This is a genomic window from Micromonospora sp. NPDC050784, assembly GCF_044456765.1.
Classification (GTDB): Bacteria; Actinomycetota; Actinomycetes; order Mycobacteriales; family Micromonosporaceae; genus Micromonospora; species Micromonospora foliorum.
In genome coordinates this window covers 79,564-100,492 of the sequence record NZ_JBITGG010000013.1, presented here as the reverse complement: position 1 = coordinate 100,492, position 20,929 = coordinate 79,564, and the positions used below count along the sequence as shown (strand labels likewise).

At 71.1% G+C, this 20,929-nt stretch carries 20 protein-coding genes, 1 tRNA gene and 2 pseudogenes; 13 read left to right on the top strand and 10 right to left on the bottom strand.

What is annotated here, in order from left to right; translation table 11 throughout:
* Window position 1 precedes the first annotated feature (1 nt).
* Together lysA and argS are read right to left on the bottom strand one after the other, a co-directional pair.
* Window positions 2-1,387 carry a diaminopimelate decarboxylase gene (gene lysA, locus ACIBD9_RS19180; protein WP_396719337.1) on the bottom strand — a complete coding sequence of 462 codons (1,386 nt, stop codon included), beginning with the start codon at window positions 1,385-1,387 and terminating at the stop codon, window positions 2-4.
* 1 nt (window position 1,388) lies between these two features.
* The gene (gene argS, locus ACIBD9_RS19175) at window positions 1,389-3,053 is read right to left on the bottom strand and encodes an arginine--tRNA ligase (RefSeq protein WP_396719335.1); all 1,665 of its coding nucleotides are present in this window, start codon (window positions 3,051-3,053) and stop codon (window positions 1,389-1,391) included.
* A 97-nt stretch (window positions 3,054-3,150) separates the two neighbouring features.
* On the opposite strand from argS, the gene ACIBD9_RS19170 reads away from it, so the two are divergent.
* From ACIBD9_RS19170 to ACIBD9_RS19150, 5 genes are all read left to right on the top strand, one after another.
* Window positions 3,151-3,951, top strand: a complete 801-nt coding sequence (locus ACIBD9_RS19170) for a DUF3105 domain-containing protein (RefSeq protein ID WP_396719333.1) — start codon at window positions 3,151-3,153, stop codon at window positions 3,949-3,951.
* 8 nt (window positions 3,952-3,959) lie between these two features.
* Window positions 3,960-4,628, top strand: a complete 669-nt coding sequence (locus ACIBD9_RS19165) for a DUF305 domain-containing protein (RefSeq protein WP_396719331.1) — start codon at window positions 3,960-3,962, stop codon at window positions 4,626-4,628.
* Window positions 4,629-4,927: 299 nt separating this feature from the next.
* Entirely contained in the window at window positions 4,928-5,620 is a 693-nt protein-coding gene (locus ACIBD9_RS19160; protein ID WP_396719329.1) for a winged helix-turn-helix domain-containing protein, read from the top strand.
* Window positions 5,621-5,710: 90 nt separating this feature from the next.
* Window positions 5,711-5,785: transfer RNA gene (locus ACIBD9_RS19155), tRNA-Arg, on the top strand.
* Between the two features lie 85 nt (window positions 5,786-5,870).
* A complete protein-coding gene (locus tag ACIBD9_RS19150) occupies window positions 5,871-6,329 on the top strand; it encodes a hypothetical protein (RefSeq protein WP_396719327.1) in 459 nt (152 codons plus the stop codon).
* 21 nt (window positions 6,330-6,350) lie between these two features.
* Here ACIBD9_RS19150 and ACIBD9_RS19145 read toward each other — a convergent pair whose 3' ends face one another.
* From ACIBD9_RS19145 to ACIBD9_RS19125, 5 genes are all read right to left on the bottom strand, one after another.
* Window positions 6,351-8,732, bottom strand: coding sequence for an ATP-binding cassette domain-containing protein (locus ACIBD9_RS19145; RefSeq protein WP_396719325.1), 2,382 nt, complete (start codon window positions 8,730-8,732; stop codon window positions 6,351-6,353).
* A 29-nt stretch (window positions 8,733-8,761) separates the two neighbouring features.
* Entirely contained in the window at window positions 8,762-9,172 is a 411-nt protein-coding gene (locus tag ACIBD9_RS19140; protein ID WP_238657381.1) for a VOC family protein, read from the bottom strand.
* Between the two features lie 5 nt (window positions 9,173-9,177).
* A complete protein-coding gene (locus ACIBD9_RS19135) occupies window positions 9,178-9,627 on the bottom strand; it encodes a helix-turn-helix transcriptional regulator (RefSeq protein ID WP_387168663.1) in 450 nt (149 codons plus the stop codon).
* Between the two features lie 141 nt (window positions 9,628-9,768).
* Entirely contained in the window at window positions 9,769-10,728 is a 960-nt protein-coding gene (locus tag ACIBD9_RS19130) for a DNA polymerase domain-containing protein (protein WP_396719322.1), read from the bottom strand.
* Window positions 10,729-10,759: 31 nt separating this feature from the next.
* Window positions 10,760-12,244 (bottom strand): MFS transporter, encoded by a 1,485-nt coding sequence (locus ACIBD9_RS19125; protein WP_396719321.1) that lies wholly within the window; start codon window positions 12,242-12,244, stop codon window positions 10,760-10,762.
* Window positions 12,245-12,318: 74 nt separating this feature from the next.
* Between ACIBD9_RS19125 and ACIBD9_RS19120 the strand changes: the two genes are divergently transcribed.
* The 4 genes and pseudogenes from ACIBD9_RS19120 to ACIBD9_RS19105 all read left to right on the top strand — a co-directional run.
* Window positions 12,319-12,753, top strand: coding sequence for a winged helix-turn-helix transcriptional regulator (locus ACIBD9_RS19120; protein WP_396719319.1), 435 nt, complete (start codon window positions 12,319-12,321; stop codon window positions 12,751-12,753).
* A 100-nt stretch (window positions 12,754-12,853) separates the two neighbouring features.
* Entirely contained in the window at window positions 12,854-13,441 is a 588-nt protein-coding gene (locus ACIBD9_RS19115) for a TetR/AcrR family transcriptional regulator (protein WP_396719317.1), read from the top strand.
* Window positions 13,441-14,511 (top strand): annotated as a pseudogene (locus tag ACIBD9_RS19110) (MMPL family transporter); the annotation flags it as partial. The gene ACIBD9_RS19115 and the pseudogene ACIBD9_RS19110, both read left to right, overlap by 1 nt.
* 33 nt (window positions 14,512-14,544) lie before the next feature.
* A pseudogene (locus tag ACIBD9_RS19105) lies at window positions 14,545-15,666 on the top strand (MMPL family transporter); the annotation flags it as partial.
* Window positions 15,667-15,793: 127 nt separating this feature from the next.
* On the opposite strand, the gene ACIBD9_RS19100 reads toward ACIBD9_RS19105, so the two are convergent.
* Window positions 15,794-17,050: an erythromycin esterase family protein gene (locus ACIBD9_RS19100; protein ID WP_396719315.1), complete on the bottom strand. Its 1,257-nt coding sequence runs from the start codon at window positions 17,048-17,050 to the stop codon at window positions 15,794-15,796.
* 128 nt (window positions 17,051-17,178) lie between these two features.
* Between ACIBD9_RS19100 and ACIBD9_RS19095 the strand changes: the two genes are divergently transcribed.
* A complete protein-coding gene (locus tag ACIBD9_RS19095; RefSeq protein ID WP_124855029.1) occupies window positions 17,179-17,370 on the top strand; it encodes a DUF2795 domain-containing protein in 192 nt (63 codons plus the stop codon).
* Window positions 17,371-17,507: 137 nt separating this feature from the next.
* Here the strand turns inward: ACIBD9_RS19095 and ACIBD9_RS19090 are convergent, their stop codons facing one another.
* Complete coding sequence (locus tag ACIBD9_RS19090; RefSeq protein WP_396719313.1) at window positions 17,508-18,416, bottom strand: Gfo/Idh/MocA family protein; 909 nt, start codon at window positions 18,414-18,416, stop codon at window positions 17,508-17,510.
* Between the two features lie 238 nt (window positions 18,417-18,654).
* On the opposite strand from ACIBD9_RS19090, the gene ACIBD9_RS19085 reads away from it, so the two are divergent.
* The 3 genes from ACIBD9_RS19085 (at window position 18,655) to ACIBD9_RS19075 (ending at window position 19,978) form a co-directional block, all read left to right on the top strand.
* A complete protein-coding gene (locus tag ACIBD9_RS19085; protein ID WP_396719311.1) occupies window positions 18,655-19,059 on the top strand; it encodes a cupin domain-containing protein in 405 nt (134 codons plus the stop codon).
* Window positions 19,060-19,176: 117 nt separating this feature from the next.
* Window positions 19,177-19,569 (top strand): hypothetical protein, encoded by a 393-nt coding sequence (locus ACIBD9_RS19080; protein WP_396719309.1) that lies wholly within the window; start codon window positions 19,177-19,179, stop codon window positions 19,567-19,569.
* The gene (locus ACIBD9_RS19075; protein WP_396719307.1) at window positions 19,562-19,978 is read left to right on the top strand and encodes a hypothetical protein; all 417 of its coding nucleotides are present in this window, start codon (window positions 19,562-19,564) and stop codon (window positions 19,976-19,978) included. The genes ACIBD9_RS19080 and ACIBD9_RS19075 overlap by 8 nt, the downstream gene beginning before the upstream one ends.
* A gap of 86 nt (window positions 19,979-20,064) precedes the next feature.
* Here ACIBD9_RS19075 and fabG read toward each other — a convergent pair whose 3' ends face one another.
* On the bottom strand, window positions 20,065-20,823 hold the full coding sequence (fabG, locus tag ACIBD9_RS19070) for a 3-oxoacyl-ACP reductase FabG (protein WP_396719305.1): 759 nt from the start codon (window positions 20,821-20,823) through the stop codon (window positions 20,065-20,067).
* Window positions 20,824-20,929: the final 106 nt, after the last annotated feature.

Below are 20,929 nucleotides of genomic sequence, written 5' to 3'. Positions count from 1 at the left end.
GTCATCCCACATCCAAAGCGAGCAGGTCCTCTTCGGTTTCCCGCCGGACGATCAGGCGCGCCTGGCCGTCACGCACCGCGACGACCGGTGGCCGGGGCACATGGTTGTAGTTGCTGGCCATGCTTCGGCAGTAGGCACCGGTGCCGGGCACCGCGACAAGATCTCCGGGCTGCACGTCGGCGGGCAGGAATTCATCCTTCACCACGATGTCCCCGGACTCACAGTGCTTTCCCACCACGCGGGCGAGCAACGGCTGCGCGTCGGAGGCCCGCGAGGCCAGCGTGGCCGAGTAGGACGCGTCGTAGAGGGCGGTGCGGATGTTGTCGCTCATCCCGCCGTCGACGCTGACGTACGTCCGGAGGCCGTCGAGGTCCTTGACCGTGCCGACCTCGTAGAGGGTGAACACGGCCGGCCCGACGATGGCCCGGCCCGGCTCGATCGACAGGTGCGGCACGGCCAGGTTCTCCGCCGCGCACTCCGAGTCGACGATCTTGCGAAGTCGCTTGGCCAGATCCTGCGGGGTCGCCGGGTCGTCCTGCGAGGTGTACGCGATGCCGAAGCCGCCGCCCAGGTCCAGCTCGGGAAGCTCCACCCCGCGCGCGTCGCGGATCTGCGCCTGCAGGGCGAGCACCCGACGGGCGGAGACCTCGAAGCCGCTGGCGTCGAAGATCTGCGAGCCGATGTGTGAGTGCAGACCGCGCAGCTCCAGCACACCCTCGTCGAGGATCTTGAACGCGGCGTTCGCGGCCGCGCCACCGGCCAGCGAGAAGCCGAACTTCTGGTCCTCGTGGGCGGTGGCGATGAACTCGTGGGTGTGCGCCTCGACGCCCACCGTGACCCGGACCAGCACCCGGGGCCGGACCCCGCGCTCACGGGCCAGCGCGGTGAGCCGGTCGATCTCGGTGAACGAGTCGACGATGATCCGGCCCACCCCGGCGTCCAGCGCCCGGCCCAGCTCGGCGACCGACTTGTTGTTGCCGTGGAAGCCGATCCGCTCCGGCGGCATTCCGGCCGAGAGCGCCGTGGCCAGCTCACCACCGGTGCAGACGTCCAGGTGCAACCCCTCCTCGGCGATCATCCGGACCACCGCGCGGCAGAGGAACGCCTTGCCCGCGTAGAAGACGTCCTCGGTCGGGAAGGCCGCCCGGAAGTCCCGGCAGCGCGAGCGCAGGTCCGCCTCGTCCAGGACGTACACCGGGGTGCCGAACTCGGCCGCGATGTCGCGGACGCTCAGGCCCGCGACGGCGACCGCGCCGTCGGCGCCGCGCGTCACCGACCGCGGCCACAGCGCCGGCATGAGGGCGTTGACGTCCTCCGGGGTACGCAGCCAGGCCGGCTCCCGGTTGCTGATGTCCGCGTGCAGCGCACCAGCCTCATGAGCCCTCATGTCACATCCTCTCGGGTGCGGAGACGCCGAGCAGGTACAGGCCGTTGGCGATCACCGTGCGGGTGGCGTCGTTGAGCCAGAGCCGAGCGCGGTGCAGGTCGGTGGCCTCCTCGTCACCGCGCGGCAGGATCCGGCACTCGTCGTAGAAGCGGTGATAGGCCCCGGCCAGGTCCTCCAGGTAGCGGGCCACCCGGTGCGGGCCCCGCAGCTCGGCCGCCGTTGCGACCGTGGCGGGGAACCCGGCGAGCGCCTTGAGCAGCTCGTTCTCCTTCTCGTTGGCGAGCAGCTCGGGCCGGAACGCGTCCGCGTCGCCCCGGGTCAGCCCCACCTCGGCGGCGTTACGGCCCACGCTCGCGGTGCGGGCTGCGACGTACTGCACGTAGTAGACCGGGTTGTCGCGGGTCGCCCGGGTCCACAGCTCGATGTCGATGTCGATCGGGGAGTCGCTGGAGTAGCGGGCCAACGCGTACCGGGAGGCGTCCACGCCGATCGCGTCGACCAGGTCCTCCAGGGTGATCACGGTGCCGGCCCGCTTACTCATCCGCATCGGGGCGCCGTCCCGCAGGAGGTTGACCAGCTGCCCGATGAGGATCTCCAGGTTGCGCTCCGGGTCGTCGCCGAAGCACGCGGACATCGCCTTCATCCGGCCGATGTAGCCGTGGTGGTCGGCGCCCAGCATGATCACGACCCGCTCGAAGCCGCGCTCGCGCTTGTCCAGGTAGTAGGCGCAGTCCGCGGCGAAGTACGTCCACTCCCCGTTGGACTTGCGCAGCACCCGGTCCTTGTCGTCGCCGAAGTCGGTGGTGCGCAGCCAGGTGGCGCCCTCGGACTCGTAGAGGTGCCCCTGCGCGCGCAGCCGGTTCAACGCCAGGTCCAGCTCACCCCGGTCGTGCAGGTCCTTCTCGTTGAAGTAGGTGTCGAACTCCACCCCGAAGTCGCGCAACGAGGTGCGAATCTCGTCGAACATCAGCGCGACGCCCTCGACCCGGAAGACCTCCTGGGCGGCGGCGTCGTCGAGCGAGCGCACCTCCGGCCGGCGGGCCTGCACCTCACTGGCGATCTCGGCGATGTACGCCCCGCCGTAGCCGTCGTCCGGCGCCGGCTCACCCTTGGCGGCGGCGAGCAGCGACCGGGCGAACCGGTCGATCTGCGAACCGGCGTCGTTGAAGTAGTACTCCGTGCCGACGTCGGCACCGGTGGCCCGCAGCAGCCGGCTCAGCGCGTCACCGACGGCCGCCCAACGGACCCCGCCGATGTGCACCGGCCCGGTCGGGTTGGCCGAGACGAACTCCAGGTTGATCTTCTCGCCGGCGAGCCGGTCACTGCGGCCGTACTCGGCGCCGGCCTCGACGATCACCCGCGCGAGCTGACCGGCCGCGGCGGCGTCGAGCCGGATGTTCAGGAAGCCCGGCCCGGCGATTTCCACCGATTTGACACCCGCTGCCCGGCCCAGCTCGTCGGCCAGGGCCGTAGCCAGCTCCCGGGGCGGGACGCCCACCTTCTTGCTCAACTGCAGCGCGAGCGTCGAGGCGTAGTCGCCGTGCTCGGGGTTGCGCGGTCGCTCCACCACCGTGCTCGCCGGCAGCGCGGCGCGGTCGAGCCCACGCTGCTCGAAGACGGCGTGGGCGGCGGCAAGGACGACCGAGGCTAGTTCTGCAGGAGTCACCCAACCATGTTATCGGGGGTAGACTCGGGCACTCGGCGGCTCCCCTGCGCGTCATCCGGCCCGCCACTCCCCTGACCGACCGACTTGACGAGGCACGATGAGCATCAGCACCCCGGGTGGCCCTGAGCGCCGCCCGACCGTGGTCAGCACCGGCAAGAAGCCGGCCGCGGGCCGGCCGGCGTCCGGCGCCAAGGCCGGTTCCGGCAAGCCGGCGGGCTCCCCCCGCGCCGGTGGCAAGGGCCCGCGCAAGCCGGTCACCCCGGTCAAGGTGAGCCAGGGCCGCGCGTGGGGGCCGATCGCGCTCTTCGTCGCGGTGGGCGTGCTCGCGGCCGGCATCATCGGGTACGGCGCCTGGGCGTCGTTCCAGGGCTCCAAGCCATGGGACAAGCGGGCCAACGCCATCGACGGCATCACCAACATCCGCAAGTCCGACCCGGAAAGCCTGAAGTACGAGTCGCACAAGGCGGGCCCGCTGACCTACAAGTACTCGCCGCCGGTGGGTGGGGTGCACAACGCCGCCTGGCAGAACTGCATGGGCGACGTCTACGACGCCCCGATCGCCAGCGAGCACGCGGTGCACAGCCTGGAGCACGGCGCGGTCTGGATCACCTACCGCCCGGACCTGCCCAAGGACCAGGTCGACAAGCTCGCCGGCAAGGTGCGCGGCGTCGAGAAGATGCTGATGAGCCCGTACGAGGGGCTGGACAAGCCGATCTCGCTGCAGGCCTGGGGCTACCAGCTCAAGCTCGACAACGCCGACGACTCGCGGATCGACGAGTTCATCAAGGACCTGCGGGTGAACGCCTCCGTCGAGGGCCCGACGGCGCTCTGCAACACCGGCATCACCGCCACCGGCACCACGCCGCGTGAGCTCCAGCAGCAGCAGCCCACCCAGTAAGGACGGCAATGACCGCTCCGGCAACCACCGACAGCGAGTACGACGAGATCCCGGCCGCCCCGGACGAGGGCGGCCGGGCCCCGGCGTCGCGCTACGGCGTGCTGGCGCTCGCCATCATGCTGGTGGTGGGGCTCCTCCTCGGGTATGCCGGCGGTCTGCTCACCCCGCGGCTCACCCGCCCCGGTGACGCCTCGGTCGAGGCGGGCTTCGCCCGGGACATGACGACCCACCACGCGCAGGCGGTCGAGATGAGCCTGATCGCGTACCGGTCGGCAACTCTCCCCGAGGTACGGCAGATCGCCGTCGACATCGCCACCGGGCAGCAGGGTGAAATCGGCGCGATGCAGACCTGGCTGCGCGAATGGGGCCTCAGCCCGACCGGGTCGAACCCGCCGATGTCGTGGATGTCCGACGGGGCCACCGTCAAGGACGGCCTGATGCCGGGCATGGCCACGCCGCAACAGATGACCGACCTGCGCAACGCTCAGGGCATCGAGGTCGACCGGCAGTTCCTGGCCCTGATGTACGCACACCACCTGGGCGGCATCCACATGATCGACGCGGCGCTCGGCGCGACCGACAACGCCGAGGTGGTACGGGTGGCGAACACCATGAAGGCCACCCAGCAGAGCGAGTTGAACAACCTCCGGCAGCTCCAGGCGCAGGCCAAGGGCTGACCGACCGGACGGGCGCACCCGGCCCGCGTCCCCGCCGATGTGTGGCGGGGACGCGGGCCGCGCCATGTCAAGAGCCCCTTGATCGACTCGGTTTGCAGGGAAGCGCGCTGTCCGGGCGATCGGGACACCCCGACTTCCAGGAACCCGAGTCGATCAAGGCGGATAGGTCGCCGGTTTATGCCTCAACGTCCCAGTCCGCACGTTGTGGGTGTTTTGCGTGGCACAGGCGATTACGTTGCTTAGAGAGTTTTCTCCCCACATATCGTGACCAGTTGCGATTCGGGCTCGTTGCCCAAGACGTGGGGGTTGCACTCAGAGACGCACGGCGTTCGGTCACCAGTTGGTGCCGACGCCACACCATCGGTGGTGACGGGGCGGTGGCAGCCGTCCGTCGCGGACAGCGGCAGGGCGAGCCGGGAATGCTCAGCCGCGAACAGGAACTCGAGTTGATCGACATGCTGCGGGGCGTCCACCCCGACGGGTTCGGCCTGGACGAGGAGTTGTGGACGCGGCAGAGCCTCACCACGCTCATCCAGCGGCGCTTCGAACTGCCGTTGGACGCTGGCGCGGTCGGGGCGTACCTGCGGGCCTGGGGGTTGGGTCCACGGGAGCCGCGCGAGCGGGCCTGCGGGCTCTGCGTCAGCGCGGTCGAGCGGTGGGTCCGCAGCGAGTACCCGGCGATCACCCGGGCCGCCCAGGAGCACCTCGCGGAGGTCTACTGGATCGGCCGGGTCCGGTTGCGCGGCACGATGCCGGCCGCCGACGTGATCTCCGCTGTCTCGTCTCGCGGTCGGGTGCGCTTCATGATCACAACGCCGTCGGTGGACCCGCCGCTCCCCCGCGACTTCGTGCTGCGGCTCAGCGGCGAGGAGCAGCGCACCGTCCACCTGATCGTGGACGGCTCCTGGCCGCGCAACGAGTGGCCGCGCCGGCTCCCCCGGCGAATCGTCCTGCACCCGCTGCCCAGCTGCGGACGGGCGGTAGCCGCCTGAGCACCGGGTGGGCCGATCCGACACGATCGGCTCACCCGATACCGATTCGGCGTACGCAGGGGAGGTTTGCTAGTCTTCTCCAGTCGCTGAGCCCCCGTAGCTCAGGGGATAGAGCACCGCCCTCCGGAGGCGGGGGCGCAGGTTCGAATCCTGCCGGGGGCACCAAGATTGATCACCACGAGAGGCTCCTGACCAGCATTGGGTCAGGGGCCTTCATCGTGTTGGCGGAACACCCGCCAGAATGTCGATCATGCTGTTTCTCGGGTTGCTCCTCGCCGCGCTGGGTGGGGCCGTCATCGCGACAGCCTTGGCCGTCCGCGGGTTCCGCGCGATGTTCCGGAACAACGAACGGTCGGGTCGCCTGCGCACGGCGGCGCTGCTCGTCGGTGCGGGTGCCGTCGCCCTGTACGCCTGGGGTCTGCTCCACCTCGGCTACGCGGTGCTGCGGGCCGAGGACGGTGGCACTGGATCTTCCCCGATCGAACCCTGCCGCCAGGCCGGACCACAGATGGCAAGCATGGTCGTCGGGTACGACGTCGGCTTCCTACCGCTCCGCTTCGAGTGCCGCCTCACCGGTGGCGGCACCTACGTCACCTCGTCCGTGCCCGGCTACGTCAACCAGGGCGCGGCCGTCCTGGGTCTGGTCACCGCCACGTGCGGAGTCCTGGCCAGCACGACGGCACGGCGGGTCCGACCGCCGGTGGCGTGACGGTCGACCGGAGGCGACCCGTCAGGTGCCGACGTACGCCGCCAGGTGCTCGCCGGTGAGGGTGGAGCGGGCGGCGACGAGGTCCGCGGGGGTGCCCTCGAAGACGACCCGGCCACCGTCGTGGCCCGCGCCGGGGCCGAGATCGATGATCCAGTCGGCGTGCGCCATTACCGCCTGGTGATGCTCGATGACGATCACCGACTTGCCGGCGTCGACCAGGCGGTCGAGCAGACCGAGCAGTTGCTCGACGTCGGCCAGGTGCAGGCCGGTGGTCGGCTCGTCGAGGACGTAGACGCCGCCCTTCTCGGCCATGTGGGTGGCCAGCTTGAGCCGTTGCCGCTCCCCGCCGGAGAGGGTGGTGAGCGGCTGCCCCAGGCTCAGGTAGCCGAGCCCCACGTCGGCGAGCCTGTCGAGGATGGCGTGGGCTGCCGGCGTACGTGCCTCGCCGGCGCCGAAGAACTTCTCGGCCTCCGTCACCGACATCGCGAGCACCTCGCTGATGTCACGACCGCCGAAGCGGTATTCCAGCACCGACGCCTGGAACCGCCTGCCCTCGCAGTCCTCGCAGGGGGCGGCGACGCCAGCCATCATCCCCAGGTCGGTGTAGATGACGCCAGCGCCGTTGCAGCTCGGGCAGGCACCCTCGGAGTTGGCGCTGAACAGCGCCGGCTTCACGCCGTTGGCCTTCGCGAACGCCTTGCGGATCGGGTCGAGCAGCCCGGTGTAGGTGGCCGGATTGCTGCGTCGTGAGCCGCGGATCGCGCCCTGGTCGATCGACACCACACCCGCGCCGGCCGGGATCGAGCCGTGCACCAGCGAACTCTTGCCCGAGCCGGCGACGCCGGTGACCACGACGAGCACCCCGAGGGGTACGTCGACGTTGACGTCCCGGAGGTTGTTGGCCGTGGCGCCCCGGATCTCCAGCTTGCCGGTGGGCGTCCGCACCGTCTCCTTGAGGGCCGCCCGGTCGTCGAGGTGGCGGCCGGTGATGGTGCCGCTGGCCCGAAGTCCGTCCAGGGTGCCCTCGTAGCAGACGGTCCCCCCGTCGGTGCCGGCTCCGGGCCCGAGATCGACGACGTGGTCGGCGATGGCGATGGCCTCCGGCTTGTGCTCCACGACCAGGACGGTGTTGCCCTTGTCGCGCAGTTGGAGCAGCAGCTCGTTCATCCGTTGGATGTCGTGCGGGTGCAGCCCGATCGTCGGCTCGTCGAAGACGTAGGTGACGTCGGTGAGCGACGAACCGAGGTGGCGGATCATCTTGGTGCGCTGCGCCTCGCCGCCGGAGAGGGTGCCCGACGGTCGATCGAGCGAGAGATAGCCCAGCCCGATCTCCTCGAACGAGTCGAGGAGGTGTTGCAGGCCGGCCAGCAACGGGGCCACCGACGGCTCCTCGATCCCGCGTACCCAGGCGGCCAGGTCGCTGATCTGCATCGCGCACGCGTCGGCGATGTTCTTTCCCTTGATCTTCGACGACCGGGCCTCCTTGCTGAGCCGGGTGCCGGCACACTCGGGGCAGGTCGTGAACGTCACCGCACGCTCCACGAAGGCGCGGATGTGCGGCTGCAACGCGTCGATGTCCTTGGCGAGGAAGGACTTCTGGATCGACGGGATCAGGCCCGCGTACGTCAGGTTGATCCCGTCGATTTTGATCTTGGTGGGCTCCCGGTGGAGCAGGTCGTGCAGCTCCCGCTTGTTGAACTTCGCGATCGGCTTGTCCGGGTCGAAGTAGCCGCAGCCACGGAAGATCCGGCCGTACCAGCCCTCCATGCTGTAACCCGGGATGGTGATCGCGCCCTCGTTGAGCGAGAGGTTGTCGTCGTAGAGCGCCGACAGGTCGATGTCGGTCACCGCGCCCATGCCCTCGCACCGCGGGCACATGCCGCCGAGACGGTTGAAGGTCGCCTTCTCGGTCTTCGTCTTGCCGGCGCCGCGGTCGACGGTGATCGCCCCGGTCGCCTTCACCGAGGGGACATTGAAGGAGTACGCGTTGGGCGAGCCGATGTGTGGCTGCCCGAGCCGGCTGAACAGGATGCGCAGCATCGCGTTGGCGTCGGTGGCGGTGCCGACGGTGGAGCGGGAGTTGGCGCCCATCCGCTCCTGGTCCACGATGATCGCCGTGGTCAGGCCGTCCAGCAGGTCGACCTCGGGGCGCGCCAGCGTCGGCATGAAACCCTGCACGAAGGCGCTGTAGGTCTCGTTGATCATGCGCTGGGACTCGGCCGCGATGGTGCCGAACACCAGCGAGCTCTTGCCGGACCCGGAGACACCTGTGAACACCGTCAGCCGCCGCTTCGGGATCTCGACGCTGACGTCCTTGAGGTTGTTCACCCGCGCGCCCTGCACCCGGATCAGGTCGTGGCTGTCGGCGACGTGCGGCGCGGACGGCTGGATGGCCCTGCTCATCGTGTCTCCATCTGTCGGGCGCGCAGGACTCAGCGCACTTCCTGGATGCGGACCATATTGCCCGCCGGGTCCCGGAAGGCACAGTCACGCACGCCGTACGGCTGCTCGGTCGGCTCCTGGACCACCTCGGCGTCGCTGGCCTCCAGCTTCGCGAAGGTGGCGTCGAGGTCGGTGGTGGCCAGGTTGACGCCGAAGTAGCTGCCCTTGGCCATCAGCTCAAGGATGGTCTGGCGCTCGTCGTCGGTGATGCCGGGGTTGGCGGCCGGCGGGTGCAGGACGATGGCCGTGCTGGGCTGGCCGACCGGCCCGACCGTGATCCACCGCATGCCCTCGTAGCCGACGTCGAGGCGGACCTCGAAGCCGAGGATGTCGCGGTAGAAGACCAGCGAGGCCTCCGGATCGGTGTGCGGCAGGAAACTCGAGTGAATGGTGATGTCCATGCTGGTCACGCTAGTTGCGGCTCGGTGGCCCGCGCTTCTCGATTCCTGACCGGTCTGGTCACCTGCTTCGCCACGCACGACGGCATGCCCGCCGTCGCCTGCGCCGCCTGCCGCCGGTAGACGCTGGGCGGCACGCCGACCAGCTCGGTGAAGCGGGTGCTGAAGGTGCCCAGCGACGAACAACCGACCGCGAAACAGACGTCGGTGACGCTCAGGTCGCCACGGCGCAGCAGGGCCATCGCCCGCTCGATCCGACGGGTCATGAGGTAGCTGTAGGGAGATTCGCCATAGGCGAGGCGGAACTCGCGGCTGAGGTGCCCGGCCGACATGTGGGCGCCACGGGCCAGCGCCTCGACGTCCAGGGGCTGCGCGTACTCCCGGTCGATCCGGTCGCGGACCCGGCGCAGCCGCGCGAGGTCGCCCAGTCGCTGACTGGCGTCGGATTTGCTGCTCACCTGCGAAATCGTGCCACAACCCACCGACAATCGGCCGCTCGCCGGACGCGAGCCGGGGCCGAGCGGGGGGGCCGGGCCTGTGCCGAGCGGGGCCGGCGAGCCGAGCCGAGCCGAGCAGGAGCCGGCGAGCCGGTCAGCTGGTCAGCCGGCCTCGCGGCGGGCGCGGGCCCGACGCTTGCCCTCGTGCATGGCCTGCACCCGGGCCACCGGGATGGTCCGGCCCTCGGCCACCAGGTCGGCGGGGAGCGACTGCGGTGCCGGCATCAGCGCGGCCCACGGGTCGCTGTCGGCGAGCAGTGCGGGCGCGGTCCGGATGGTGAAGTCGGCGGGGGTCACCTCGGTCAGGTCGGCCCAGTCGACCGGGAACGAGACCGGCATCCCGGGGCGCAGCCGGGGGCTGTACACGGCCGCGACGGTCGCCCCGCCCGCGCGGGTGGCGTCCACGAAGACCCGGCCACCCCGGTCCTCCTTGATGTACGCCGTGGTGGCCAGCGCCGGGTCGAGCCGCTCGGCCCGAACGGCGAGCGCCCGGGTGGCGGCGGCCAACTCCTCGGCCGTGGGTTCGCCGGTCACCGGGACGAAGACGTGCACGCCCTTGGCGCCGCTGGTCTTGACCGCACCGGCCAGGCCGGCGTCGGCAAGCGCCTGGCGGACCAGCAGGGCCGCGCCGACCGCCGCGCGGAACCCGTCGCCGTCCGGCGGGTCCAGGTCGAGGATCAGGTGGGTCGGACGGTGCGGATCCGCCGTGGTGGCGAGTGTCGGGTGGTATTCCACCGCCCGCTGGTTGGCGAACCAGAGCAGGGTGCGGCGGTCGTCGCAGAGGGCGTACGAGATCTCCCGGTGCGACGCCTCCGCCCAGACCGGCGCCCGGCGAACCCAGTCCGGGGTGTAGCGGGGCAGGTTCTTCTGCATGAACGGCGGCTGACCGGGGCGGACCCGGATCACCGACAGCGGCCGATCCCGCAGCTGCGGGAGGATCCGGTCCCGGACCGCGTCGAGGTAGTCGACCAGGTCACGCTTCGTCGCGTCGTCGCGATCGGACAGCGGCTGGTCCAGGTTCGTCAGGGCCACGCCGTCCCGGGTCTCGTCAGCCTCGCTCACCCGACCACCCTCCCGGCCCCGGTGCCGTCGGTCAACCGGACGCGGCGCTTCGGTACGGATCAATTCCGGCATCCACCGCGGCCGGGCCCGACGGATCGGCGACCGACGACGGCCCGGCCGAGCGTCGGGGCACGGTGGTCAGCGCCACCAGCCACGCGGCGACCACGAGGCCGGCGGCCACGGCGAACGCCGTCCGGTAGCCGCCGGCGAGCGCGGCGGTCTCGGCCCAGCCGGCGGCCCGCAGCCCGTCGCTGCGGGCGGCGGCCAGGGTGGCCAGCGCGGCCAGGCCGACCGCGCCGCCGACCTGTTGGGTGGTGTTGGCCAGGCCGGAGGCGAGCCCGGCGTCCGTGTCGGTCGCGCCGGCCATGGCCAGTGTGGTGACCGCCGGCAGGGTCAGGCCGCCGGCCACGCCGAACACCAGCATCGCGGGGAGTACGTCCGCGACGTAGGCGCCGTCGGCGGGCAGCCGGGCGAGCAGGAGGAAGCCGACGGTCGCCAGGACGAGCCCGACCAGCAGGACGGTCCGGGCACCCCAGCGGGCGATCAGCCGACCGGCCAGGCCGAGCGAGACCACGGCGATCACGACCGGGGTGGGCAGGAACGCCCAGCCGGTCGCGGCGGCGTCCAACCCCAGCACCAGTTGCAGCTCCACGGCGAGCAGGAACTGGAACCCGAAGTACGCGCAGACCATCAGGAACTGCACGGCGTTCGCCGCCACCAGACCCGGGACGCGCAGCACCCGGGACGGCACCAGCGGGGTTGCCGCCACCCGTTGGCGCAGCGCGAAACCGCCGAGCAGCAGCGCCGCGAGGGCCACCGCGCCGAGCGTCCGAGGGCTGGTCCAGCCGTGCTCACCCGTCCCCACGATGCCCAACACGGCGGCCATCAGACCGGCGGTGGCGAGCAGCGCGCCCGGCAGGTCCAGGCCGGCCCGCAGGCCGATCCCCCGTTCGCCCGGGAGTCGGCGAAGGGCCGCGATGAGGATGGCCGCCCCGATCGGTACGTTGACCAGGAAGATCGTCCGCCAACCGGCGGCCTGGGTGAGCAGCCCTCCGGCGACGGTGCCGACCGACGCACCCGCCGCGCCGGTGAAGCTGAAGACGGCGATGGCGCGGGCCCGTTCGGCCGGTTCGGGATAGAGCCGGACGATCATGCCGAGGCTGACCGCCATGGCCAGCGCCCCGCCGACGCCCTGCCCAAACCGCGCGCCCACCAGCAGGGCCGGGCCGGTGGCGACCGCGCAGGCCAGCGAGGCCAGTGTGAACAGCGCGACGCCGGCCAGGAAGACCCGCCGTCGGCCCAGCAGGTCGCCGAGCCGACCGGCGAGCAGCAGCAACCCGCCGAACGCGACCAGGTAGGCGTTGACCACCCAGGCCAGGCCGGGGGCGGTGAAGCCCAGGTCGCGTTGGACGGCGGGCAGCGCCACCGCGACGACGGTGCCATCCAGGATGATCATGAGGCTGCCGGCGCAGAGCACCAGCAGCGCCGGCCAGCGGGACGAAACGACACGCTCCACGAAAACCCCCTTGGTGCACGGTTTGTTACCGAGGTCATCGTCTGTGACCATGAACCGGAGCGGAAGGAGGCACTTTGATGTCCCAGAGGAACAGCGATGTGTCCGCGCTGGTCGAGGCCGAGCTGACCTGCACGGCCGAGAACGTGCCGTTCACCCCTGGTCAGGCCCGGGCGTGCACCGTCCGCCAGGTGCTGGACCGGGTCGGCGGTAAGTGGAGCATCGGCATCCTGGTGGCCGCCTCGAACGGGCCGGTGCGCTTCACCGAGCTGGAGCGGCACATCGAGGGCATCAGCCGTCGGATGCTCACGCTGACGTTGCGCAACCTGGAACGGGACGGCCTGCTGCACCGCACGGTCTACCCGACCGTCCCGCCCAAGGTCGAATACACCGCCACCCCGATGGCGCTGGAGCTCTACGAGTCACTGGTCGCGCTGACCAGTTGGGCCGAGCGGCACCGCCGGGCCATCGCCGAGGCGCGGACCAGGTACGACGCCGAGCACGCCGGTTAGACCCGGCCGGGGTGTGGTGAACGCCACCGCTTCCGTCTGACCGATCGGTCAGGGTCTGACCGATCGGTCAGGCATGCTGGTCTGCGGGAGGTGGACCAGCATGGTCAGAGCGGTGTCCGACACGCACGGCGAGATCCTCGCCGCGGCGGCGCGGCAGTTCACGGTGAGCGGTTACCGGGGCACCTCCCTGCAGGACATCGCCCGGGAGGTCGGCTGCTCCAAGGCCACCGTGCTCTACCACTTCGCCAACAAGGAAGCCCTGCTCGCCGAGCTGATGGCGCCCGCGATCGAGGTGCTCCGCAGCCTCGACGAGCAGCTCGACGGCCTGACCGGAGCGGCCGCCCAGGAGGTCGCCGCGCAGGGCTTCGTGGACCTCGCGGTCCAGTTCCGGCAGGAGATCGCCGTACTGCGCGGCGAGTTCCCGGAGCTGCTGTGCCAGCCGGCCTTCGCGCACATCCAGCAGATCTCCGATCGACTGCGGGACGCGTTGGCCGGGCACTCCGACCGGCCGGGCGCCCGGATCGCCGCGCTGGTGCTGCTCGCCGGCATCTCCGAGGCGTGCGCCGAGTTCGTCGACATCCCCGACGACGAGCTGCGCCCCGCCCTGCTCGCCCTCGCCCGGCGGGCCGTCGAACCCGTCGACGCACCCCTGACCCATCCACCCACGACCGAGGACAAGGACTCCTGATGGCCACCCTGCTCTACCGGCTCGGCCGGGGCGCGTTGCGCCGGCGACGGCTCGTCGTCGCGCTCTGGCTTGTCGTACTCGTCGTCGCCGGCCTGGCCGCGGCGACCCTGCGCGGCCCGACGGCGAGCAACTTCACGATGCCCGGCACCGAGAGCCAGCGCGCGCTCGACCTGCTGGCCGACCAGTTCCCCGCGGCCAGCGGCGCCACCGGCACCATCACGGTCAAGGCGCCCGCCGACGGCCAACTGGCCACCCCGCAGGGTCAGGCCGTGGTGCAGGAGCTCGTCCAGCAGGCGTCGACACTGCCCGGCGTGGTCGGCGCGGTCAACCCGCTCCAGGTCGGCGCGGTCTCACCCAACGGCCGGTACGCGCTGGTCCAGGTCCAGTTCGCCACCGGCGGGGACGACGTGACCGACGAGCAGCGCACCGCGTACGAGCAGGTTGGCGCGGCGGCCAAGGCACAGGGCTGGCAGGTCGCCCCCGGCGGTGAGGTGCTCGGCGGCGAGCCGGAGATCGGCTCCACCGAGGCGCTCGGCGTCCTGGTCGCCGCGATCGTCCTGATCATCACGTTCGGTTCCCTGGTCGCCGCCGGCATGACGATGCTCAACGCGCTGATCGGCGTGGGCGCCGGCATGGCCGGACTGTTCGCGCTGAGCGGCGTCGTCCAGCTCACCAGCACCGCACCGATCCTGGCGCTGATGCTCGGTCTCGCGGTCGGCATCGACTACTCACTCTTCATCACCTCCCGACACCGGCAGAACCTGCTCGACGGACTGTCCCCGGAGGAGGCGGTCGGCCGGGCCGTGGGCACCGCCGGCTCGGCCGTGGTCTTCGCCGGCGCCACAGTGGTCATCGCCCTGGCCGGGCTCGCCGTGGTGGACATCCCGTTCCTCACCGTGATGGGTCTCGCCGCCGCCGGCACGGTCACCGTCGCCGTACTCGTCGCCATCACCCTCCAGCCGGCGCTGCTCGGCTTCGCCGGTCGCCGGGTGCTCCCCCGCCGGCTGCGCTCCGTTCCCACCGACGGCACCGCCGCCGACGAGGACGACAGCGACGTCACCGACCGGCCGGCCGCGCAGGCGACCACGACCGTAGAGCGCAACCGGTTCGGCTTCCGCTGGGCGCGACTGGTCACCCGGTTCCGCGTACCTGTCATCCTGGTCGGCCTGCTCGGCCTGGGGCTGCTCGCGCTGCCCACGCCGGACATGCGGCTGGCCCTGCCGGGCGCCGCGACGGCCGCCGTCGGCTCACCCGCCCGGGTGGCGAACGACCTGACCGTCGAGGGCTTCGGACCGGGCTTCACCGGCCGGCTCGCGGTGGTGGTCGCCGGTGACACGCCACAGGCCACCTCGGCCGCCGTGCCGCAGGTCACCGCCCTGCTCCAGCGCACCGAGAACGTCCTCGCGGTGGCACCGCCGCAGCTCAGCCCGGACGGCCGGACCGCGCTGCTCGGCGTGGTGCCGAAGACCGGCCCGACCGACGAGGCCACCGAGACCCTGGTGCACGACATCCGGGGCGCGGTGAGCGGTATCCCCGACGCGGACGTGCTGCTCACCGGCGTCACCGCCATCGGCATCGACGTCTCCGAGAAGCTCTCCGACGCGCTACCGATCTACCTGTTGCTGGTGGTCGGGCTCTCGGTGCTGCTGCTGATGCTGGTGTTCCGCTCGCTGCTGGTGCCGATCAAGGCGGCGCTGGGCTTCCTGCTCACCGTCGCCGCCACGTTCGGCATCACGGTGGCCGTCTTCCAGCAGGGTCACCTCGCCGACCTCGTCGGCCTGGACACGCCCGGCCCGCTGATCAGCTTCCTGCCGATCCTGCTCATCGGCATCCTGTTCGGGCTCGCCATGGACTACGAGGTGTTCCTGGTGTCCCGGATGCGGGAGGACTTCGTCCACGGTGAGACCGCCCGACAGGCCACCATCAGCGGCATGGGGCACGGCGCCCGGGTGGTCACGGCCGCCGCGCTGATCATGATCTCGGTCTTCGGGGGCTTCGTCTTCCTGGAGGACCCGGTGATCAAGTCGATGGGCTTCGCGCTCGCCGTCGGCGTCGCCATCGACGCGTTCGTGGTCCGGATGACCATCGTCCCGGCGGTGATGTCCCTCCTCGGCGACCGCGCCTGGTGGCTGCCCCGCTGGCTCAACCGCGCTCTGCCCAACGTGGACATCGAAGGCGAGGGCCTGCGCACCCACCTCGAGGAGCGCACCCCGACGCACGTCTGACCCACCCGGCCCCACCCGGTCGATCATGGAGTTGTGGTGCCCGTCGTGCCCCGATCAGAGGCCTTCGTCCAGCACCACAACTCCATGATCGACGCAGCCGACGGGATCGACCAAGACCGGGCGCGGGTCAGACGCCCGCCGGATAGGTCTCCATCTCACCGGGGAGCGCGGGCACCGGTAGTGGGTGCAGGGCCGTGGTGTCGTCGCACCAGATGAAGGCGTCGTACCGGTCGCCGAGCCGGGTGGGCACGTAGTTGCCCCAGGACTCGAACGACGGGTCGTAGACGACCCCGATCGCCCGGTGGTCCACGGTGTCGGTGACCCAGCCCGGCTGGTCGTCGCCGCCGAAGACCAGCACCGCCCGCTCCGGCATCAGCTCGTGCAGCCGCCGCTCGATCGACCCCGCCCGAGCCGGGGGCACCACCATCGCCTCGGGCGGCGAACCCCAGCGGGGTGCCGCGATCACCGTGCCCCGGTAACTGCCGAAGCCGACCAGGGCCACCTCGTCCTCGCCGTGCCGCTCCCGGGCCAACTGACCAATGTTGACCATCCCGTCGGCGGCCATGTCGGTGGCCCGCGCGTCCCCGACGTGCGTGTTGTGCGCCCAGACGATGCCCCGGGCGTCGGGGCCGTACCGGTCCAGCAGCCGGTCCAGGGTGTCCTGCATGTGGGTGTCGCGGATGTTCCACGAGTCCGGCCCACCGGCCACCATCGCCCGGTAGTAGCGCTCGGCCCCGGCCACCACCTCCGCGTTCTGCCAGGCCGAGAAGCGGTCCGGGCCGTCGGAGAGGGCGTGTTCACGGGTCCGGGCGAGCAACCGGACGACCTCCTCCTCGCAGCGGGCGGAGACGAACCGGCTGGCCGCGCCGTACTCCTCGACCCTCTTGCCGTACGGCTCGAAACACCGGTAGGCGTCCTGCGCCGCCTCCAGCGACTTCGGGTCCTCCTCCCCCAGGTAGTCGAAGATCGCCTGCATCGACTCCCAGAGGCTGTACACGTCGAGCCCGTGGAACCCGGCCCGTTGCTCCTCCGGCCGCTCCACGTTCCAGGCCCGCAGCCAGCTGGCGAACCGGGCCACCTCGGCATTGGCCCACATCCAGGTCGGCCATCGCTCAAACTGATGGAGCGCGAGCTGCGGTTCGAGGGCGCCGCCCGGGGCGGCCGTCACCGACCGGTGCACCCGGTCACAGTCGGGCCAGTCACCCTCCACGGCGACGAAGGAGAAGCCGCACTCCGCGATCAGCCGGCGGGTGAGCTGCTCACGCAACCGGTAGTAGTCGTAACTGCCGTGGGTGGACTCACCGATCATCACCACCCGGGCGTTCCGGACGCGCTCCAGCAACGGGTCGAAATCGCTCGGCGCGCCGAGCCGCTGAACCAGCATGCCAGCGGCTACCCGGCCGCCGCTGCGGCAAACCGTGGGCGCGTCGCGGCCCGACACGCCGGGCGCCGGGCCGTCGTGGGTGCCAACCAAGCCGGTGTACGACCACCGCGAGCGGGTAGCCGGCCGACATGACCGTCACCGGCGTTCAGTTGCAGGAGTACCTGGCCGGGCTCGACTACCCGGTCTCGCGGGAGGACCTGATCCGCTGGGGCCAGGAGAACGGCGCCAGCACCGCAATGCTCCAAATGCTGCAAGCACTGCCCCCAGAGCAGTTCAACTCCCCCGACGAACTAAACGCCGCCCTAACCACCCCCACCTAAACCCGCGCCCACCCTGGCCTTACCCCCTACCCCAGCCCGGTGATCAAGAAGTTTGCGTCATGCCGCACGGCGTGTCGTGACGCGAACCTCTTGATCAACCCGGGCTGGTGGGGTGGGGCTGGGGTGGGGTGGGGGGGTTACGGGAGGGGGACGGGGATGGTGCGGGATTCGGTTCGGGCGGTTTCGGCGGCGGCGAGGATGGTGACGACCTCACGGCCGAAGCGGACGTCGCAGCGGTGGTCCCGGGTGCCGGCCTGCACCTGCTCGATGAGTTGGTCGATGGCGACGCCGAAAGCGGTGGCGGCGTCGTTCTCGCCGAACGGGACGTTCTCGATGCCGTTCTCGCCGTAGAAGACGAACTCCCGGGCCATCGACTCGGTCGGGGCGTCCAGGGAGAGCGAGGCGCTGCTCGTGGCGCCGCCCTCGTGGGTGAGCAGCAGGTGCACCATCCCGTTCGGCCCGTCCATCGCCGCCACCTGCGTCACCCGGCCCAGCACCGGCAGCAGGATCGAGAGCGCGTGCGGGGCGATGTCCCAGAGCGCCCCGTGCTCCCGACGCCACAACGAGCCGCCGTACGGGCTGCCCTCCTGGAAGATCGAGGCGAACGCGGTGGTCCGGCCGTGCTGCCAGCCTCCGGCGGCGGCGGTGGCGGCGAGGAACGCGGTCACGTTCGGCTGGAACCGCTGGGTGAAGAAGACGACCGAGGCGACCCCGGACTCCTCGGCGGCGGCCACCACGCGGTCGGCGTCGGCCACGCTGAGCGCCAGCGGCTTGTCCAGCAGCAGGTGCCGGCCGGCGCGGGCCGCCCGGACCGCGATGTCGGCCTGGATGTCCGGCGGCAGGGCGACGGCGATCGCCTCGCACTGCTCGATCAGCGCGTCGACGTCGGCGTACGCGGGCACCCCGTACCGCTCGGCCAGCGCGGAGGCCCGCTCCGGGTTACGACCCCACACTCCGACCAACTCCGCGTCGGGGTGTGCGTGTAGCGCCTTCCCGTGCGTCTCGATCGCCCAGTGACCGGTGCCGAACAAACCGAACCGCAGCACGTGTACCTCCGCTGTCTCCCCGCACCGTGGCAACGCCACGGACGTGATCCACGCTAGTCGCCCCGGCGGCCATGACGGCGGCGGGTTCGACCAATCGAAGCAGCTCACCCCGGTTTCCGGTTCGGTGGTGGAGCTACCCGCGCGCCAACTGTCGGTGCGGCGGTCCCCTCGTGGCCTGCCGGCACCGTCCGCGCCACTCCCGCTAGCGTCAGGTCCGATTGCCGCCAGACGCACGGGGGTGCGGCGCGGCAGTCTCGACAACATGCCGAGCACGAATCCAGCGACGACGAGCGGTCCAGCGACGACCAGCGGTGTCGTGACTTTTGAACACTGGTACGACTTCGCCGAGGGCGGCCCCGTGCACCGCGCGCTGCTGCCGTTTCCGTCGACGGCGCCCGCGCCGTTCGAGGTTGCCCGCTGGTCGGTGGCCCCGAAGACGTCCAATGACCTCGACGTCCACCGGTCCCGTGAGGTGTGGATCATCGTGTCCGGAGGCGGAACCCTGACGTTCGCCGACCAGACGGTCGTCCTGCGGGCCGGAGACGTCGCGGCGTTCGACAGCAGGGTGCCGCACCAGATTCGGAACGACGGACCGGACCCGCTCCATGCGATCTCCGTCTACTGGCTGCAAGCAGGCGACTGACGCCCAGTCGAGAAGCGTGGGCACAGGCGCGCGTCACACCCGGAGAGGCAGGGCGCCCGTTTACTACGACGGTTAGTAGGCTGTGCCGGTGACCGAGGCAACGACCGGGTGGTGCCGGTGACCAGCGTGGGCGCCGACTCACCGGTGGATGGGATCGTCGCGACGCTGTCGATCGTGCTGTCGCTGCTCGTGGCGGTGTGGGCGCTGGTGGCGGCGGTACGCCACCGGCCGCCGGACCGGGTGCAGTTCGTCGGTCTGGCCGTACTCGAAGTGGCGTTGCTGGTGTTGACCGTGCTGGCGCTCGTCGCGGTCGGCGGCGGGGATCAGCCCGGCGAACCCGGCGCCTTCTACGGCTATCTGGTCACGCTTGTGTGCCTGCCGCCACTGGCCTGGGTGCTGGCCCGGATGGAACCGACCCGCTGGGGTTCGGCGATCGTGTGCGCGGTCTGCCTGGTGGCCCCGGTGGTGGTGGTCCGGTTGCAACAGACCTGGGAGGTGCTCGGTGGTTGAGGCCGGATCGGCCCAGCGGCGTACGAACTCCGGCCCGGGTCGGCTGCTGATCGCGGTCTACCTGCTCTTCGCCATCGCGGCGACGAGTCGGGCGGGTCTGCAACTCGCGACCAAGTTCGACGAGGCGCCGGTGGCGTACCTGCTCTCCGGGGTGGCCGCGCTCATCTACATCGTGGCGGCGGTGGGTCTGGCCCGCGCCGGGCACACCGGCCGACGGGTCGCGCTGGCGTGCTGCTCGGTGGAGTTGGTCGGGGTGGTCGCGGTCGGCATCCTGAGCCTGGTCGACAAGGAACTCTTCCCGGACGAGACGGTCTGGTCGCAGTTCGGCAGCGGGTACGGCTACATCCCGCTGGTGCTGCCGGTGCTCGGCCTGATCTGGCTCTGGCGCACCCGCCGCGCACCCGCCTGACCCGCCGTACGCCTGCCGCGCCGCCGCCGAGAACGGCGACGAGGGCGCCGCCGGCAGGTGCCGGAGCGCCCTCGTCGGGGTACGGGTCAGTCCCGTGGGCCGCCCGCGACGTAGATGACCTGACCGGAGACGAAGCCGGCGCCCTCGCTCGCCAGGAACGAGATGGTGTGCGCGACGTCCTCCGGCCGGCCCGGGCGACGGACCGGGATCTCGGCGGCGGCGTGCTTCTGGAAGTCGTCGAAGTCGACCTTCATGCGGGCGGCGGTGGCCGCGGTCATGTCGGTGACGATGAAGCCGGGTGCGACCGCGTTCACGGTCACCCCGAACGGACCCAGCTCGATGGCGAGGGTCTTGGTGAAGCCCTGCAGACCGGCCTTGGCGGCGGCGTAGTTCGCCTGGCCCCGGTTGCCCAGCGCGGAGGTGCTGGAGAGGTTGACGATCCGCCCCCACTTACGGTCCACCATGTGCTTCTGGGCGGCCTGGCTGAACAGGAACGCGCCGCGCAGGTGCACCCCCATCACCGTGTCCCAGTCGGCGTTGGTCATCTTGAACAGCAGGTTGTCGCGGAGCACACCGGCGTTGTTGACCAGCACGGTGGGCGCGCCCAGTTCGGCGGCGACCCGGCTCACCGCCGCCTCGACCTGGTCCCGGTCGGACACGTCGGCGCCCACCCCGAGTGCCCGGCCGCCGGCGGCGGCGATGGCGTCCACCGTCTCCTTGGTGGCCGCCTCCTCGATGTCGACCACGGCGACGGCCATTCCGTCGGCGGCCAGCCGTCGGGCGGTGGCCGCGCCGATGCCGCGTGCGGCTCCGGTGACGATGGCGACGCGGGGCTCCTCCGACATGATTACCTCCCGGTAACGTGGGGTCGATCGAAGGAGCTTAACCTTCCACTGCTAGTTAGCGGTGATGACCATGGTTCGATTCATGATCTATACGAGATGATCTTCC

Excerpts from the sequence above, each read along its gene's own strand:
- lysA (WP_396719337.1), bottom strand. The coding sequence starts at position 1,387 with ATGAGGGCTCATGAGGCTGGTGCGCTGCACGCGGACATCAGCAACCGG.
- ACIBD9_RS19170 (WP_396719333.1), top strand. The coding sequence starts at position 3,151 with ATGAGCATCAGCACCCCGGGTGGCCCTGAGCGCCGCCCGACCGTGGTC.
- ACIBD9_RS19165 (WP_396719331.1), top strand. The coding sequence starts at position 3,960 with ATGACCGCTCCGGCAACCACCGACAGCGAGTACGACGAGATCCCGGCC.
- ACIBD9_RS19150 (WP_396719327.1), top strand. The coding sequence starts at position 5,871 with ATGCTGTTTCTCGGGTTGCTCCTCGCCGCGCTGGGTGGGGCCGTCATC.
- ACIBD9_RS19145 (WP_396719325.1), bottom strand. The coding sequence starts at position 8,732 with ATGAGCAGGGCCATCCAGCCGTCCGCGCCGCACGTCGCCGACAGCCAC.
- ACIBD9_RS19140 (WP_238657381.1), bottom strand. The coding sequence starts at position 9,172 with ATGGACATCACCATTCACTCGAGTTTCCTGCCGCACACCGATCCGGAG.
- ACIBD9_RS19115 (WP_396719317.1), top strand. The coding sequence starts at position 12,854 with ATGGTCAGAGCGGTGTCCGACACGCACGGCGAGATCCTCGCCGCGGCG.
- ACIBD9_RS19100 (WP_396719315.1), bottom strand. The coding sequence starts at position 17,050 with ATGCTGGTTCAGCGGCTCGGCGCGCCGAGCGATTTCGACCCGTTGCTG.
- ACIBD9_RS19095 (WP_124855029.1), top strand. The coding sequence starts at position 17,179 with ATGACCGTCACCGGCGTTCAGTTGCAGGAGTACCTGGCCGGGCTCGAC.
- fabG (WP_396719305.1), bottom strand. The coding sequence starts at position 20,823 with ATGTCGGAGGAGCCCCGCGTCGCCATCGTCACCGGAGCCGCACGCGGC.